This is a genomic window from Bradyrhizobium sp. (genome assembly GCF_050014615.1).
Classification (GTDB): Bacteria; Pseudomonadota; Alphaproteobacteria; order Rhizobiales; family Xanthobacteraceae; genus Bradyrhizobium.
In genome coordinates this window covers 1-17,039 of the sequence record NZ_JBEKCZ010000084.1, presented here as the reverse complement: position 1 = coordinate 17,039, position 17,039 = coordinate 1, and the positions used below count along the sequence as shown (strand labels likewise).

At 62.7% G+C, this 17,039-nt stretch carries 9 protein-coding genes; 1 reads left to right on the top strand and 8 read right to left on the bottom strand.

Annotation, left to right across the window (positions count from 1 at the left end):
* Positions 1-5: 5 nt before the first annotated feature.
* From ABR948_RS14995 to ABR948_RS14980, 4 genes are all read right to left on the bottom strand, one after another.
* Positions 6-2,399 (bottom strand): efflux RND transporter permease subunit, encoded by a 2,394-nt coding sequence (locus ABR948_RS14995; protein ID WP_428119153.1) that lies wholly within the window; start codon positions 2,397-2,399, stop codon positions 6-8.
* A 218-nt stretch (positions 2,400-2,617) separates the two neighbouring features.
* The gene (gene eutC, locus ABR948_RS14990; protein WP_428119171.1) at positions 2,618-3,412 is read right to left on the bottom strand and encodes an ethanolamine ammonia-lyase subunit EutC; all 795 of its coding nucleotides are present in this window, start codon (positions 3,410-3,412) and stop codon (positions 2,618-2,620) included.
* A gap of 18 nt (positions 3,413-3,430) precedes the next feature.
* Positions 3,431-5,017, bottom strand: a complete 1,587-nt coding sequence (locus ABR948_RS14985) for a B12-binding domain-containing radical SAM protein (RefSeq protein WP_428119151.1) — start codon at positions 5,015-5,017, stop codon at positions 3,431-3,433.
* A 138-nt stretch (positions 5,018-5,155) separates the two neighbouring features.
* Positions 5,156-6,538 (bottom strand): ethanolamine ammonia-lyase subunit EutB, encoded by a 1,383-nt coding sequence (locus tag ABR948_RS14980; protein ID WP_428119149.1) that lies wholly within the window; start codon positions 6,536-6,538, stop codon positions 5,156-5,158.
* A gap of 419 nt (positions 6,539-6,957) precedes the next feature.
* On the opposite strand from ABR948_RS14980, the gene ABR948_RS14975 reads away from it, so the two are divergent.
* Positions 6,958-8,718, top strand: a complete 1,761-nt coding sequence (locus tag ABR948_RS14975) for a methyl-accepting chemotaxis protein (protein ID WP_428119147.1) — start codon at positions 6,958-6,960, stop codon at positions 8,716-8,718.
* A 460-nt stretch (positions 8,719-9,178) separates the two neighbouring features.
* Here ABR948_RS14975 and ABR948_RS14970 read toward each other — a convergent pair whose 3' ends face one another.
* The 4 genes from ABR948_RS14970 to ABR948_RS14955 all read right to left on the bottom strand — a co-directional run.
* Positions 9,179-10,363 (bottom strand): BaiN/RdsA family NAD(P)/FAD-dependent oxidoreductase, encoded by a 1,185-nt coding sequence (locus ABR948_RS14970; RefSeq protein WP_428119145.1) that lies wholly within the window; start codon positions 10,361-10,363, stop codon positions 9,179-9,181.
* A gap of 62 nt (positions 10,364-10,425) precedes the next feature.
* A complete protein-coding gene (locus tag ABR948_RS14965; RefSeq protein ID WP_428119143.1) occupies positions 10,426-11,304 on the bottom strand; it encodes a transglutaminase family protein in 879 nt (292 codons plus the stop codon).
* Positions 11,301-13,820 carry a circularly permuted type 2 ATP-grasp protein gene (locus tag ABR948_RS14960; RefSeq protein WP_428119141.1) on the bottom strand — a complete coding sequence of 840 codons (2,520 nt, stop codon included), beginning with the start codon at positions 13,818-13,820 and terminating at the stop codon, positions 11,301-11,303. The genes ABR948_RS14965 and ABR948_RS14960 overlap by 4 nt, the downstream gene beginning before the upstream one ends.
* Before the next feature lie 57 nt (positions 13,821-13,877).
* A partial coding sequence (locus ABR948_RS14955) for a transglutaminase family protein (protein ID WP_428119139.1) occupies positions 13,878-17,039 on the bottom strand: 3,162 nt, incomplete at its 5' end.

Sequence of the window (17,039 nt, the reverse complement as noted above, 5' to 3'; positions counted from 1 at the left end):
ACCGTCTACCCGTTGGCGCCGGGCTGCTCCGCCGGCTTCGCGCCGCCCGCGGTCCCGCGAATCCGGTTCGACAGATTGATCAGGAACATCGACGTCGGCCGCAGGATAAAGAGGTCCGCGATCAGGGCTGCGACCATCGCGAAAGCGCTGAGCCAGCCAAACAGCCGCAGCGACGGCAGGTCGGAAAACACCGTCACCACCAGACCGCAGGCCAGCACCACCGTGGTCAGGATCAGCGCCGGACCGACCAGCACGGTCGCGCGCTCCACCGCCAGTTCCGGACTGATGCCCGGCGAGCTCTCGAGCCTCAGCCGGTTGAGGAAGTGAATTGTCGCGCTCAATCCGAGACCAAAAGACACCGTGAGTGCGACGACGCTGGCGAACTGCAACCCCTCCCCCAGCAACCACAACACCGTGCCGGACAAAACCACCGGGAAAATGCCTGGCAGGATGCACGAGAGCATCACGACCACCGAACGGAACGCCAGCCCGATGAAGATCGCGACCAGCGCAAACTCGATCGTCAGCCCACGATTGAGCTTCTCGATCATGTTGGCGCTGTTGCGCGCGGCGATCGCCGAAAGACCGGTGACCGCGATCTCGTAACCGGGATGCGCCTTGCGCACGGTATCCAGCGAGTGATCGAGGGTCTCGACCACGGGCAGAATTTGACTCGAATCCAGATCCGGAACCCGCCCCGACACCACCACGGCATCCTGATTGGCGGAAATGAAACGGCGTACCAGATATTCGGGAATCACACTGACGTAATCCTTCAACGTCGCGACGTCGGAGCTTCCGGCCTTTTCAGCGAGCCAACGCCGCAGCGTCTCCAATGACCAGACGTTGCCGACGCCGGCCTGCTTCTCCACCAGCGAATGAACGTCCGCGATGGTCTGCAGCGTATCTGGAGCATACAGCGAAGCGCCCTTGGGGAATTCGATCAGGACGTCGATCGCATTGGCGCCGGTGAGCTTGGCGTCGAGACGCCCGCTCGCCGCCACCGCCTGCTGCTTGTCGGGCACCTGATCGGCGAGCCGGTACCGCGGCTCCAGATTGGCGTAGACCACAGCCAGACCGCCAACGATTAGAACGGCGATCAGGCTGAACAGGCCGGGACGGCTGACCATGCGCACCGCGATCCAGTAACAAAAATTGCGCAGCATCTGCACGCCGGCATCGGCGCCCCGAAATTTTACGGCGAACGTCTTCTCATTGCGCACCAGAAGCACGCCAAAAACAGGAACCAGCGAGAGCACCGCGATCAGCGCGATGACGGTGGCGGCGAGTCCCGCCTCGCCGAATTTGCGGATCAGGTCCGAATCCGAGAATTGCAGGGCAATAAACGATATGCCGGCGGTGCCATGGGTGAGCACGCAGGCCGGGCCGACCACAAGCACGGCGTTTCGGAACGCGGTGTATTTGTCCTGGCCCGCGATCAGACGGTCGCGCGCCGCGAAGGTCAGCTGCATCGAATCCGAAAAGCTGATCACCATGATCAGCGGCGTCATCACGTTCAAAAACATATTGAGGTTGAAATTGGCCCATCCGAGGCCGCCAAGCGCGAGCACGATCGCGATGATCGGCGGGAACGCGGCGATGATCATGAATGATATCTTCCGGAAGAAGATGATCGCGATGATACAGCCGGCCAGGATGCCCAGGATATTGTAGGTCAGCCCGTCGCGTTTGACCGCGTTGCGGATTTCGAGCTGCATCACCGGAACGCCGGATAATTCCGCGTTGAGGCCACTATCCGCGAGATCCTCGGCCATCAATTTGCGAATATCGCCGATCGTCTTGGTAAGCTTGCTGCTGGCGACAACGTCGGGTTCGAGCGACAGCACGATCAGCGCCAGCGTGCCGTCTTCGGACAGCAGCTTGCCGCGGATGATCTCGTTGGTTCGCACGGTCTCGATGAATTTGTCGTAGTCGGCACCTTGCGGCAGCTCGGACGGGAACAGCGCCGCCGGCAGCTTGCCAGGCGCCGGCGCCTGGCGCGCGGAGAACAGCGAGATCAGGCCGCGAGTGCCCTCGACGAGTTGCAGGTCGGTGACGAGATCGCGCACCTTCTCGAGATTGGGACGCGCGAGCAGCATCTTGCCTTCGACCACCACCAGCACGTCGAATTCGGTCGCCGGGAAGCGCTTGGTTTCCGATTCGTATTGCCGGTATTCCTTGGAATTGGAACGAAACAACTGGCTGAGGGAATCGTCGATCTTGATGCGATCGATACCGAACAGCGCGCCGATAATCAGCCCGACGAGAATGATGCAGGACAGGATCGGCGCCTGAACCGCGATGAGACCTAGTCGCTCCAGCCCAAAGGCGATGCTGGCCGTCGGCCGTTGCTCGACCTTCTCGACATGAACTTCACTGTCGCTGTTTTTTTCGAGCATATCCTGTCCAATTCTCGCATCGGCTCAAGTTAAATGGCTTAAGGTCCAAATGGCTCAGGTTCCGGGACGCGAACAAGGCCTTGATCGGCATTGCCTGGTCGGCGCTACCCCTTGAAAACATGCGGTAAATTTGCCGGGAGAGATGTAGCAGGTCTGTACGGCATCTCGCAAGCGCGCGCCCCGTCGCAAATCGGCGCGCGCAGCGCGAAAATGCCGGTTCAGGTCTCAGATTTGTCATGCTGAGTTGAATTTGCCGTGATGGTGCGGGGCGCTTCCGCACCGCTTTCGTCCTTTAGCGCGACGCCGCTCAATCCACGGGCGAGGCCCTCGCGAATCAACCATGCAATCCTGAAAGCGGCTTCATCGTAACCAAGTCCCGAGCCATGGATGTTGGAAACGCAATTGCGCTTTTCGTCCGTAAGACCGACCTTGGGGGCAAAGGTCAGATAAGCCCCGAGACTGTCTGACGCAGACAGGCCGGGCCGCTCGCCGATCAGCATGACGATCATGCGCGCCCCCAGAATGGCGCCGATCTCGTCGCCGAGGGCGACCCGCGCACCCGATGCAACCACGGCATGGCCGATTTCGATCCCATCGGCGGCCAGTCGAGGCATGAGGCTGCGGACGACTTCAAGTGCGTGAGCGTTGACCGCCGCGGGCGACAGCCCGTCGCCGACGACGATCGCAAGCTGGCGCGCGCCACCGGCCCTGCCCGCCAGCAGGTGCTGCGAGGCCGGATCAAGCATTCGGCCAAGGTCCGGGCGCCGAAGGTATTCCGTCCGGTCGTGGACGCGACTGGCGACCTCGCATGCCTCGAGACCGATATCGTTGAGACCCCGCATCATGGCGGGCACATCGAACACGGCGTGGACAGCGTCACGGGCGCGCGCATGGTCCAGCATAAATTCGAGCAGTGCCTGGGTCGGCATGCTTGCGCCGGCCCGGCCAAGCCCGACCCGTGCCGGGGTTAAATTCCGCAGATCACGCAGCGGTCGAGCTGGCGGCCCGGACATGATTGCCATTTGCGTTCGCTACTCGGCCGGAACGGACGCTTCCTGCAGCTTCAGCGAGTAGTAGGATGCGTTGGTTTGCCCGCCCGAAGCGTCGCGCGCGAACTTGATCAGGTGATGGGCAACCAGAATCGAGCTGATGAGATATTCAATCTCGCCGCGGGCGAGACGCCGCAGCGCGAATTTCCAGAATTGAATCTTGTAGTCGCCGAGAACACCGACTTTCCAGAAGATATTGCGCAGCATGGTCAGGCCGAGCTTGATATTGGCCCACGACGACTGCTGTGGCGTCCGCGGCCGCCTGATCTGGTTCGGGTAGGTTTCGCGGATCTGGTATTCGTAACGCGCCAGCAGCTTGTCGGGCTGATAGGCGCTCCCCATGCAGGCGCGCCAGGTCTGCACGACATCTTCATACGGCAAACGGAAATCGACGTTGGAATCGCGGCCTTCGTCCTCGATCAGCCGGTTCTCGCGCTGCAATCGATCCCAGAGCGGCGTCTTTGGCAGCGCCTGCAACAGGTTGATGGTCAATAGCGGGATTTGCGACGCGTCGATGAATTCGAGCAGATGCGCTCCGGTTTCGGGCTTGTCGGTATCCAGGCCGAGAATAATTCCGGACACGACCTCCATGCCGAAACGGTTGAGCGTCTGAATCGCTTCCATGATGGGAACCATCATGTTGTGATCCTTGTGCATGGCCTTCAAAGCCACGGGATCCGGCGTTTCGATACCGCAGAAAATGGTCGAGAAAAACGCCTCGCGCATTCCGGCCAGAATTTCCGGACGCTTGGCGATATTCAGCGTCGCCTCGCAGGAAAAGCGCAGCACGTAGCCGGTCTTCTTCTGCCATTCGACCAGATGCGGCAACAGATCGAGCGCGGCCTTGCGGTTGCCGATGAAATTGTCATCGACGAAATAGACCGAGCCTCTGATGCCGCATTCGAGCAATTTATCGAGCTCGGCGGTGATCTGCTGGGGCGATTTCAGGCGCGGATTGCGGCCATAAAGCCCGGGGATATCGCAGAACTCGCACTGATAGGGACAGCCGCTCGAATACTGGATGCTGCCGAGGAAGTAGCGTTCGAGCTCGGCGAGTTCATAGGCCGGAAGCGGAAAACTCGTCATGTCGAGGCGGTCGGCGGTCTTCAGGACCACCTGCTGCTCGGGGCGGGACGTATCGCGCGCCAGCCGCGCAATCAGATCGTTTGTCGCATCGCCGAGTTCGCCGACGTGAAGATAGTCGAACGAGGGGTAGTAGTCCGGGCAGGCGCTGACCGAGGGTCCGCCGATCGCGACCGCCAGATCGAACGCATGGGCGCGGCGGCAGATATCGTTCATCTGCTGACGCTGGATATGCATGCCGCTGACGAACACGGCTTCGGCCCATTGGAAATCTTCCGTCGTGGCGGGGCGGATGTTTTCGTCGATGAAGCGGACCGGCCAATTTGCCGGCAAATAGGCCGCGATCAGCAGCAGGCCCTGCGGGGGCATGAAGGCCTGAACCCCGTCCGTCAGCGGGTAGGCGTATTCGAATGTGCCGAACGAAGACGTATAGCGCGGAAAAACGCACAGGATGCGCCGTACCGTCTCAACGCTCTCAGCCCTCATCGAACTTCCTCTGCGACATCGACCCAACTTAAGCCCACCGCCCAAATTGGGCTACAAATTCCTCAACATTGTGGCGGCCGTTTAACCCGCGGATGACCAAATGGTTACGCCAAGGGCCTTGACGGCGGTTGATTGCCCTCAGGCGATCAGTCGCGACGCAAAATCGGGTAGCAAGCCGGTATTGCCGGCGAGGCGAAACCCGGCATCGGCAAGCCCGGCGCGCAACAACCAGTCGTCGAACTCGGGGGCGCGCTTCAAGCCGAACAGATCGCGGACGTAAAGTGCGTCGTGGAAAGAAGTGGATTGATAATTCAGCATGACGTCGTCGGCGCCGGGCACCCCCATGATAAAGCTCACGCCGGCGGCCGCGAGCAATGTCAACAGGTTATCCATATCGTCCTGGTCGGCCTCGGCATGGTTGGTGTAACAAACATCCACCCCCAGCGGCAGGCCAAGCAGCTTGCCGCAAAAATGGTCCTCCAGCCCGGCGCGGATGATTTCCTTGCCGTCATAGAGATATTCCGGACCGATGAAGCCGACCACGCTGTTGATCAGCAGCGGATCGAACGCGCGGGCGACGGCATAGGCGCGCGCTTCGCAGGTCTGCTGGTCGACACCGTGATGGGCGTTGGCCGAAAGCGCCGAGCCCTGCCCGGTTTCGAAATACATCACATTTTCGCCAACGGTGCCCCGCCGCAGCGACAGACCGGCCTGGTGCGCTTCTCCCAGCAGCGCGAGGTCGATGCCGAAACTGCGGTTGGCGGCCTGTGTCCCCGCAATCGACTGAAATACCAGGTCGACGGGCACGCCCCGATCGATCAATCCGAGCGTCGTCGTCACATGAGCGAGAACACAGCTCTGGGTCGGAATCTGCAGCCGCGCGATGATGTCGTCGAGCAACCGCAGCAGCCCGCCGATCACCGCCGGGTCGTCGCTTGCCGGATTGATGCCGATACAGGCGTCGCCGGCCCCCAACAGGATGCCGTCCAGTATCGACGCGGTGATGCCCTTGACGTCATCATAGGGGTGGTTGGGCTGCAGCCGCACGCTCATCCGGCCCGGCAGGCCAATGGTGTTGCGAAAAGCTGATACGACCTGGCATTTTTTTGCAACCAGGATCAGATCCTGGTTGCGCATCAGTTTTGAAACCGCCGCGGCCATTTCCGGGGTGACGCCGCGCGCCAGTTTTGCAAGCACTGGCGTCGTCGCCGCGTCCGAGAGCAGCCAATCGCGGAACGCACCAACGGTCAGTGACGATATCGCCGCAAAGGCCGATCGATCGTGGGTATCGACGATCAGACGGGTCACTTCATCTTGTTCGTAGGGAATCACGGTCTCGTGCAGGAATTGCTTCAGCGGGACGTCGGCCAGCGCGATCCGCGCCGCGATCATCTGCTCGGCGCTATCGGCCGCGATCCCGGCCAGACGGTCGCCGGAGCGCGGCGGTGTCGCCTTGGCCAGGAGATCGCGCAGATCGTCAAAGACATAGGTCGTGGTATCGATGGCGTGGCGATAGACCATGAACGCTCCGGACCATCGGCGCGCGTGCGCCGATAACCGTCGTAAACACTATCACCTTGCGCCGCCGTTGGTGGAGGTCTCTTCCAAGACGTCAGCGACGGCCAAATCCCGTCCATGAAGCGAAGCTCGGGGCTTCCCGCTGCGGCGCCGACGAGCCGAAGCATCTGCCCGTTGCGAGCGGGCCCTTCGGTGCGAACGCGCATCCACAACCCCCCAAGGGTTTCCCGATCGGGAACCAGGGAAGACATTTGATCGATCAACTATCTGAAATATATAATGAATTAAAAAAATTCCGGGCCGGTAGTATCCTGCGCCCGATGCCCCGAAATCGGGCAAAGGTTAACAATTTATACATTGAAACTTTAGATAGTTTTTTGACGGCCGTCATATACTGACCGGCCTCCTGAGCGAGGCCGGCGATGTCTGCGACAACCATGAAACCTCCCGCGACCGGGTCCGGCTTGATGTCCCGGCTTTCGCTCGCAGCCAAGCTCTATTCGATCTTTGCCCTGTTTGCGCTTCTGACCGCGGCCATCACCGCGCTATCCGATTTCAATACCCGCCGCAGCACGGAACTCACCGAAGCGGTCCAGACCGCCAGCCGCGCAGCGCTCAATGTCGAGCGCGTCAATTCGACGGTCTATGCGATTGTGATGGAATCCCGCGGCGTCTACATGTCGACGGAAGCGGTCGGCGTGAAGAAGTATGGCAATGGACTCCTCAAATTCAACGACCAGCTCCTGGCCGTCGTTAAAGACTGGGAATCCATCGTCCAGGCGGATGACTCCGAGCAGTTCGCCGTCTTCAAGAAACGCATCGAGCAGTTCATCGCGTTCCGCGGGGAACTGGTGCGCCGCGCGGTCGAGGTCAGTCCCGCCGCAGGCCGTGAATGGGGCGATAATGATGCCAATCGCGACGTGCGCGTCGCCCTCAACAAGGACCTTGAAGCGCTGACCAAGCTCTATGCCGAACGCGGCAAGCGGATCGCCCTTCAAACCGAATCCAATCGTCAACTGGCTTTTCTCCTGACCTGTCTCGGCGGCCTGGAGCTGGTTCTGGTCGGCGCCGGTGTCCTGATCATCTTCCGCTCGATCGCGCGGCCGCTTTCCGTCATCACCGCCACCATCAAGCAGGTCGCCGATGGCGCCGACAATGTGGAGGTCCCACACACCGATCGCACCGACGAGATCGGCGCGTTGGCGCGGGCCATCCAGATCTTCAAGGAGGCGATGGACCGCAACCGCAATCTCAATTCGCAGGTGCTGCTGGACTCCAAGGCGCGCGAGGAACGGGCCCGGCACATCGAAAATTCGGTGGAAGCGTTCCGGGGCGCGATCGGAAGCGTGCTGGGCGCGGTCAACGACAACGCGTCGGCCATGCGCGATACCGCACAGTCCATCACCGGAGTGGCATCGGATGCGAGTGGCCGTGCGGCTGCTGCCGCGCGGGCGACCGAACAGGCCTCCGCCAATGTGTTCGCCGTCGCCGGTGCCGCCGAACAGCTGTCGGCCTCCATCGAGGAGATCGGCCGGCAGGTGCGTCATTCCGCTGACGTCGTCGAGCAGGCCGGTCTGCGAACTGAAAAATCAGTCGCCGAAATTGAAAGTCTTTCCGCCGCGACCCAGCGTATCGACGGCGTACTCAGTCTGATCCAGGCGATCGCGGAACAGACCAATCTTCTGGCGCTAAACGCCACGATCGAAGCGGCTCGCGCCGGCGAGGCCGGCCGCGGCTTCGCGGTCGTGGCTCACGAGGTCAAGACGCTCGCGGGACAGACCGCCAAGGCGACCGCTGAGATCGGTCAGAACATCACCATGATCCAGACCTCGACGCGCAATGCCGTCGATGCCGTGCGCGAAATCGGTACCGCCGTGCGCGACATCAATGAGGTGACCTCGAATATCGCGAGCTCCGTCGGGCAACAGGATACCGCGACCCGCGAAATCTCCTCAAATGCGCAATTGGCCGCCGACGGCAACTCGACCCTGGTCGCCAATATCGGTTCGCTGAGCGACGCCATCGGCGATACCAACAAAGCCGCGACATCGGTGCTCTCGGCGTCCAGCGACCTGACTGCCACGGCGGAACTTCTGTCGCGCGAGGTTGAGAAATTCTTTCGCAATCTGCGCGCCGGCAGCGCCGACGATGAGGCGTCGCGGACCAGAACAATAGCCGGCTGAAGATTCAGCCTTGCAGATGTGAACGGGTATCGATCCCGGTCAATCGCACCGGGATCACGATAGGACGATCAGAGATCGATGACGGCATCGTCACGCGGCTTGCGCTACCAGGCCGTTCAGATCCAGCCGTCGATCCGCAGATCGTAGGCGAACACCAGCGCCATCGACACGGAAAGACCGGCCGTGCTGAACAATGCAATTTGATTGAACAAACTGCATTCCAGGCTCGAACAGAAAATTTCCCTCACGCCAGACATGATCCACGCCCTTCCCCCAGCGAGTTCTGCGAAGCAATTCCTCGCCTATTGGCGCAAATCTACGATGGTTCCCTTAACGAGGGGCTTAGCGGCCGCCTTACCGGCCGCCTTGACGCGTCGGAGCGTAAAGGCTTGGTTAAAAATACGAGACCCGAACGCCAAGGAATTGTCCGGGAACAGTGCCCGCTTCGCTCGAAAACGACCTAGACGTGACAACCCGCGGCGTATCCCGAAGACCACGCCCATTGAAAATTGAAGCCTCCGAGGTGACCGGTGACGTCGACGACCTCGCCAATGAAATAAAGTCCCGGAACGGACCTCGATTCGAATGTTTTCGACGACAGCTCCGATGTATCGACGCCGCCCAGCGTCACCTCCGCGGTGCGGTAGCCCTCGGTCCCGTTAGGCCTGACGCGCCACTGCCTGACCGCGGCGGCCGCGTCCGCCAGACGCGCATCGGAGAAATCGGCGATCCGCTCCGGACCTGCGATCACGTCCGCAATGGCCCGCGCCAATCGCTTCGGAACAAAGCCGGCCAGCGCGGTCGCCATTTCCTGCCTGGGATGGTCGGCGCGCATGTTTTTCAGCCTGGCCAGAATGTCGACCTCCGGCGCCATGTCGATGATGATGTCGTGGCCTTCACGCCAATAGGAAGATATCTGCAGAATCGCCGGACCGCTCAGCCCGCGATGGGTAAAGAGCAGCGCCTCGTCGAACCGTGTCTTGCCGCAACTCACGACGGCATCGACCGACACCCCCGCCAGATCCCCAAACCGCGCGAGCAACGCGGCGTCGAATGTCAGGGGCACCAGCGCCGCCCGCGGCGGCACGATCTTCAGGCCGAATTGCTCGGCAATTTTGTATCCGAACCCGCTCGATCCCATTTTCGGGATTGAAGGGCCGCCGGTTGCGACCACCAGGGAGCGCGCGCGAAATTCGCCCTGGTCGGTGACGACGACAAAGCCGCTTTCGTTGCTCGAAAGCCCGGAGATCCGCACCCCCAACCGCAGTTGCGCATGGGCCTTGCGGCATTCCTCCAGCAGCATGTCGACGATCTGCCGCGACGAGCCGTCACAGAATAATTGCCCTCGCGTCTTTTCGTGATAGGCAATGCCATAATTCTCCACCAGCGCAATGAAGTCTCGCTGCGAGTAGCCGCTGAGCGCGGAGCGGCAAAACTGCGGATTGTTCGACAGAAAATTCGCCGGGCCGGTGTGCAGATTGGTGAAATTGCAGCGTCCGCCTCCGGAGATCCGGATCTTCTCGGCCGGATGCCTCGCCTGCTCCAGCACCAGCACCCGGTGTCCACGCCGGCCGGCGACGGCCGCGCACATCAGGCCCGCTGCACCGGCGCCGAGTATGAGGACGTCATGGCTGTTCAAGGTCATGGCCATTCAAGTGCTTGGCCGTTCGAGTTCTTGGCCGTTCAAGGATGGGGTGCGGTGCTGCGTCATTCCACCAGCAGCACATCGACCGCCACCGCGAGCTTCTGCTTGCGCGATCCCACGATGATGCCGTCAACCGGCGAGACGTCGGAAAAATCCCGCCCTACCGCCAGAACGATATGATCGTTTTCGACAAGGATATCATTGGTGGGGTCGAAACCGATCCAGCCGAGTCCCTCGCCGCACCACAGTGAGACCCACGCATGGGTCGCATCGGCGCCCTGCAGGCGCGGTTTGCCCGGCGGCGGGATGGTGCGCAGATAGCCGCTGACATAGGCCGCGGGCAGGCCTATGCCGCGCAGGCCCGCGATCATCACATGGGCGAAGTCCTGGCAAACGCCGTGGCGTTTTTCGAATACTTCGTTGAGCGGCGTCGAGATGACGGTGGCCTTCGGATCGTACTTGAAATCGGTCCGGATGCGATGCATCAGGTCGACCGCGCCGGCCAGGATGCCGCTTCCCGGCGGAAAGCTGGCGGAGGCATAGGATGTAACCGGCTGCTGAACCGGCACCAGCGGACTGGCGAAGACGTATCCGATCGGCGACGCGGGACCGAGACTGGTGGCCTCAAAGGCCACGTCGCGCACGCTCTCCCACGCACGACTTTGCGCGGTGCGGCCGGGCGCGCTGCGGGAAACCGAGACCCGCGATCGCGAATCGATCCGAAGGTTGCGATGCGGGGTTTCGATCAGGATGCTCTCGGTATGGGTCCCGAAAAAGTCGTGCCGTATGGTGCGGTCCGCCGGCCGCGGCCTGATATCGACGGTGTGCGAGACCAATTGCTGTCCGCCGCCGCTTTTGGGCTCCAGCCGCAGTGAGCACCGCGCGAAGCTGACCGGGCTTTCGTAACTGTAGCTGGTGACGTGACGGATATCGTAGATCACGCGAGGCCCGTCAGCTTTTCCGGCCGGCTCGCATTGGGCCCGTGCGGAAAATAATGCGATCCGATGGCATCGGCGAGATTGAGCAGGTCCTGCTCCAGCGCGAACAGGGTTTTGGTATCGAGTGCGGCGGCCTCCGTCGTCGTCAGCGTCGCCTGCAGGCCGACCGCGAGCCGATGCGGCCGCTCGATCAACCCTCCCTCTTTCAACGTCGGCAGGCTGGCGATGTGATCGTTCAGCGCAGAAACCTGAAACGCGACCGACCTTGGATTGTAGGGGTCCAGCACCACGAGGTCGCGCACCGGCGCCAGCAGCGGACCGACGAGGTAGCGCGAGCGATAGGTGATCTGGCAATCCACCAGCGTCAGCAGGATGTCGAGATCCTCGCCGCTGGCTTCGTCATAGGCGAACTGACGCGCGAAACGCACGGTGTTGATCGCGCGCTCGGCGCGGCGGCCCATTTCGAGGAAACGCCAGCCGGCGGCGCGGTTCATGTTTTCCTGCGCCAGCCCTGCGAAACTCGCGAGTTCCTGCAACGTCAGTTCGGCGGCGCTGACGACGCCGTCATCATCCTCGACCTCCTGGCCAAGGCGCTCCACCATCTCGGTAATGACCTGCCAGGCATCCGGCGACAGCCGTTCGCGCAGCGACGTGGCGGTTCGCTGTGCCGCCCGCACCAGCGACAGCGCCGAACCAAACTTGTCCTCGCTCTGCAGCGCCTCGGCCGCGATCTTCGCGGGCTGCGTCCGTGCCGTCTGCGAGGTCGCCCCCCATGTCACGAGCAGCCGCTGGATCCGTTCAACCGAGTGAAGCACCGGGGACGATCCCTTGCCCGGGTCGCGCAACGCCGTCGCCAGCGCCCGCACCAGCCGCAGCGTCGCCTCGGCGCGCTCGAGGTAGCGGCCAAGCCAGAACAGATTGTCGGCGGCCCGGCTCGGGACCCAGCCGGCGATGCGCCTGATCCGCACCGTATCCACCGCCGGCAGCAGGGTCGTCGTCGGTACCGCCTTGTCGGAAACCACCCAGACGTCCGCCGCCCGCGCCCCATCCCCCATCGACACCGCGCGGGCATCGAGCTGGTCGGCGATCCGGCAGAAGCCGCCGGGCATGATGGTCCAGCCCTGCGGCGTTGCGGCCGCGAAGACCCTCAGCACGAAAGGGCGCGGTGTGATCCGACCCTGGTCCCATACCGGCGTTGTCGAGAGCCGAACCAGTTCCTGGCCGACGAAGTCGATGCCGCGGTCATTGATCGCCGTCTTCAGCCGTTCGCGCTCGGTCGACGACAGCTCGCTGGCGAGCACCGGCCCGTTACCCGGAAAACCGGGAACGCCGCTGCGGTAGGCGCCCTCGATCGCAACCTGGTCGAGCCGCGACAATACTTCCTCGCGCGCGGATTTCTGGCCGCACCACCAGGTCGCGATGTGCGGCATCTTCAGATCCTCGCCGAAGAAGCGCCGGCTGAGGCTGGGCAGGAAGCCCAACAGCGCCCGCGCCTCCATCACGCCCGAACCCGGCATATTGGCGACCACAACGCCGTTCTTGCGGAGCACATCGATCAGGCCGGGCACGCCGAGTTGCGAGGAGGCGTCGAGCTCCAGCGGGTCGAGCGAATTGGAATCGACCCGGCGCAGCAGCACGTCGAGCCGCTTCAAGCCGGCGACGGTGCGAATATGGATGCGGTCACCGCTGACGGCGAGATCGTCGCCCTCGACCAGCAAAAATCCGAGATAGCGCGCCAGCGTCGCATGTTCGAAATAGGTTTCACTGAAGCTGCCCGGCGTCAAAAGGCCGATGCGCGGCTCATCGCGATCCGCGCCCGCGCGCAGGCTGTCGCGGAACGCTTCGAAGAATGGCGCAACCCGCTCCACATTCATCGATTTGTAGAGCGATGCAAATGCGCGCGACAGCACCAGGCGGTTCTCCAGCGCGTAGCCTGCTCCCGATGGCGCCTGGGTCCGGTCGCCCAGCACCCACCAGCGCCCGTCGGGCCCGCGGCCGACATCCGCCGCGTACAGATTGAGATAGCGGCCGCCCGGGGGTTTGATACCGCAGATCGAGCGCAGATATTCGGTGCTGCCGGCAATCGCGGCCGCCGGGATCGCACCCTCGGCGACCAATCGGCCCTCGCCATAGAGGTCGCTCAGGACCAGTTCCAGCAATTGCGCGCGCTGCACGATGCCGGCGGTCAATTGCTGCCATTCGGCCTCGTCGATCAAAAGCGGCAGATGGCTGAGCGGCCAAATCCGGTCGGCGGTCTCGCCGGGCGCGCGGTAGCTCACGCCGGCTTCCCGCAGATGCCGGTCGGCGGTCCCGAACCGCCGTTCGATATCACCTGGCGTCAGTGTGGCGAAGGCCTCGAAAAACCGGGTCCAGACCGCGCGAGGCGCCCCGTCCGGCCCGATATATTCATCGGGTATTCCGGGCAGGCGAACATAGTCGCGGGTCCACTGCGCCACTCGCCGGTTGCCCGGACGCGCCCTACCTCCCTGACTATTTCCCTGGCCGGCCTGCCCCGCCATCCCGACTCTCCTGCCCCAAGGCTATTCTGAATAAGGCTACTCTCAATAAGCCTATTCTCAATGCAGGAGCAGCGTCCTCAAGTCGAGGGTCAAAGGAAATTCAATTGTGCGTTCCTCGCGCGGCGGATCGACCTTGCCGGGGGTGTGGCCGTGATCCTGAAACCGGGCCAGCCGCCGCGCCTCGGCTTCATAGGAGTTGACCGGCTTGGTCTCGTAGCTGCGCCCGCCGGGATGCGCGACGTGATAGACGCAGCCGCCCAGCGAACGGCCGTTCCAGGTATCGATCAAATCAAACGTCAGCGGCGCGTGAACCGGAATGGTGGGGTGCAGCCCCGACGCCGGCTGCCACGCCTTGAAGCGGACGGCTGCGACCGCCTCGCCCGAACGGCCGGTCTCCGTCATCGGCATCCGCCGGCCGTTGCAGGTGACGACGTGACGGCCTTCGACAAAGCCGTTGGCTTTGACCTGCAGGCGTTCGACCGACGAATCGACATAGCGCACCGTCCCCCCGGCCGAGCCCTCTTCCCCCAGCACGTGCCAGGGTTCGAGCGCCTGGCGTACTTCCAGGGCAACACCGCCATGATGGACCCGGCCGAACACCGGAAAGCGGAATTCGAGCTGGGCGGCGTACCAGTCCGGTGAAAAATCGTAGCCGGACAGCTTCAGTTCCGCGAGCACATCCAGAAAGTCTTCCCACAGGAAATGCGGCAGCATGAAGCGGTCGTGCAGCGTGGTGCCCCAGCGCACGAACTTGCCTTGTTGGGGTTCGCGCCAGAGCTTGGCGATCAAAGCCCGGATCAGCAATTGCTGCGCCAGTGACATGCGCGGATCCGGCGGCATCTCCAGGGCGCGGAACTCGACCAGGCCAAGCCGACCGGTGGTGCCGTCGGGAGAATAGAGCTTGTCGATGCAGATTTCGGCGCGGTGGGTATTGCCGGTGATATCGACCAGGATGTGCCGGAACAGACGATCGACCAGCCATAGCGGGGCTTTGATATCAGGCGGCGGCACATGGGCCAGCGCGATCTCCAGTTCATAAAGCCCGTCATGCCGGGCCTCGTCGATACGCGGCGCCTGGCTGGTCGGACCGATGAACATGCCCGAGAACAGATAAGACAGCGAGGGATGCCGCTGCCAGTACAACACCAGACTCTTCAGCAAATCGGGACGGCGCAGGAACGGCGAGTCCGACGGCTTGCCGCCGCCCACCACCACATGATTGCCGCCGCCGGTGCCGGTGTGGCGGCCGTCGATCAAAAACCGGTTGGCCCCGAGCCGGACCTGCGCGGCATCTTCATAGAGCCCGAAGGTGATATCGACCGCTTCGCGCCAGCTGGTCGCCGGCTGGATGTTGATTTCGATCACGCCGGGATCGGGTGTCACTTTGATGACCTCGACGCGCGGATCGAACGGCGGCGGATAGCCCTCGACATGCACCTGCATCTGCATTTCTTCGGCAGTCGCCTCCACCGCGGTGACCAGTTCGAGATAATCCTCGAGCTTCTCCACCGGCGGCATGAACGCGCACAGGATGCCGTCGCGGATCTCGATCGACATCGCGGTCCGCACGCCACCGCCCTTGAGTTGCTGTTCCTGCACCTGCTGATGCGGCGCGGCCTCGGCTGGAGCGGCCCCGTCATACACCGGCAGCGCGTCGCGCGGCTCCAGCGGATCCTGCTCGACGATGTAAGGATATTCCTCCGCCGGGATATGCGGCAGTGAGGCGATCGGCAGCCGCAACCCCAGCGGAGAATCGCCGGGCGTGAGAAACAGATTGCCGCGCCGCAGCTTCCAGCGCTCGCTCTTCCAGCGCGAGGAAGATTGGCTTGCGTCGGCATTCCAGCGCTGGATCGGCAGCACGAATCCCTTGGGCACGTTGAGCCCCTGATCGAACACCCGCGCCATCCGCGAGCGCTCTTCCGGATCGGACAGTTTGGAATCGCTGGGATCGACGTTGGGCGGCAGGCCGGCTTCCTTCTGCAACCAGTGACCGGGGTCTTCGAACGCCGGCATGATGAATTCGGAATCGACACCCAGTTTTTTCGCCGCATTTTCCGCGAAACGTTCGGCATCTTCGATGACGGCTTTGCGCGGCGATTCGATCTTCGCGATCAAATCGGGATTTTTCCAGATCGGCACGCCGTCCTTGCGCCAGTAAAGACCAAACGCCCAGCGCGGCAGGCTTTCGCCGGGATACCATTTGCCCTGTCCGTAATGCAGCAAGCCACCCGGTGCAAAGCGCGCGCGCAGCTTGCGAATGAGATCGTCGGCCAGTCCGCGCTTGGTCGGTCCGACCGCGGCGATATTCCATTCCGGCGATTCCAGGTCATCGACCGAACCAAAGGTCGGCTCGCCGCCCATCGTCAATCGCACGTCGCCGGCTTTGAGATCGGCATCGACCTGTTCGCCGAGCCGGTCGAGACGCGCCCAGGATTCATCAGAGAATGGCCGGGTGATCCGCGGCGCTTCGCGAATCCGCTTGACGCTCATCTCGAAGCCGAACTCGACCTCGGCGAAACCGACCGCGCCGCTGATCGGCGCCGCTGAGCGGTAATGCGGCGTGGCGGCGACGGGAATGTGCCCCTCGCCGGTCAGCATGCCCGAGGTGACGTCGAAGCCGATCCAGCCGGCGCCCGGCAGATACACCTCGGCCCAGGCGTGCAGATCGGTAAAGTCGTTCTCGACCTCGCGCGGTCCCTCAACCGGATCGATGTCGGGGCGCAATTGAATGAGATAGCCCGAGACGAAGCGGGCGGCGAGCCCGAGATGCCGCAAGGCTTGAATCAGCAGCCACGCCGAGTCGCGGCAGGATCCCGCACCCGAAGCCAATGTCTGCTCCGGGGTCTGGATGCCCGGCTCCATGCGAATGATGTAGCGGATCTTCTTCTGCAGCTGGGCGTTGAGATCGACCAGAAAATTGACCGTGCTCGGCGCCTCCCGCGGTATCCCGGCGAGGTAGGCCGCCAATAGCGGCCCGGGCTCGGTGGTCGCGAGATAGGGCGCGAGTTCGGTCTTGAGATCGTCGGTATAGGCGAACGGAAAACTATCGGCGTAGGGCTCGACAAAGAAATCGAACGGATTGATCACGGTCATCTGCGCCGTGAAATCGACCTCGATCTTGAGCTCGGTGGCCTTTTCCGGGAAGACAAACCGCGCCAGCCAGTTGCCCTGCGGGTCCTGCTGCCAGTTCACGAAGTGATTGGAGGGCGTGACTTTGAG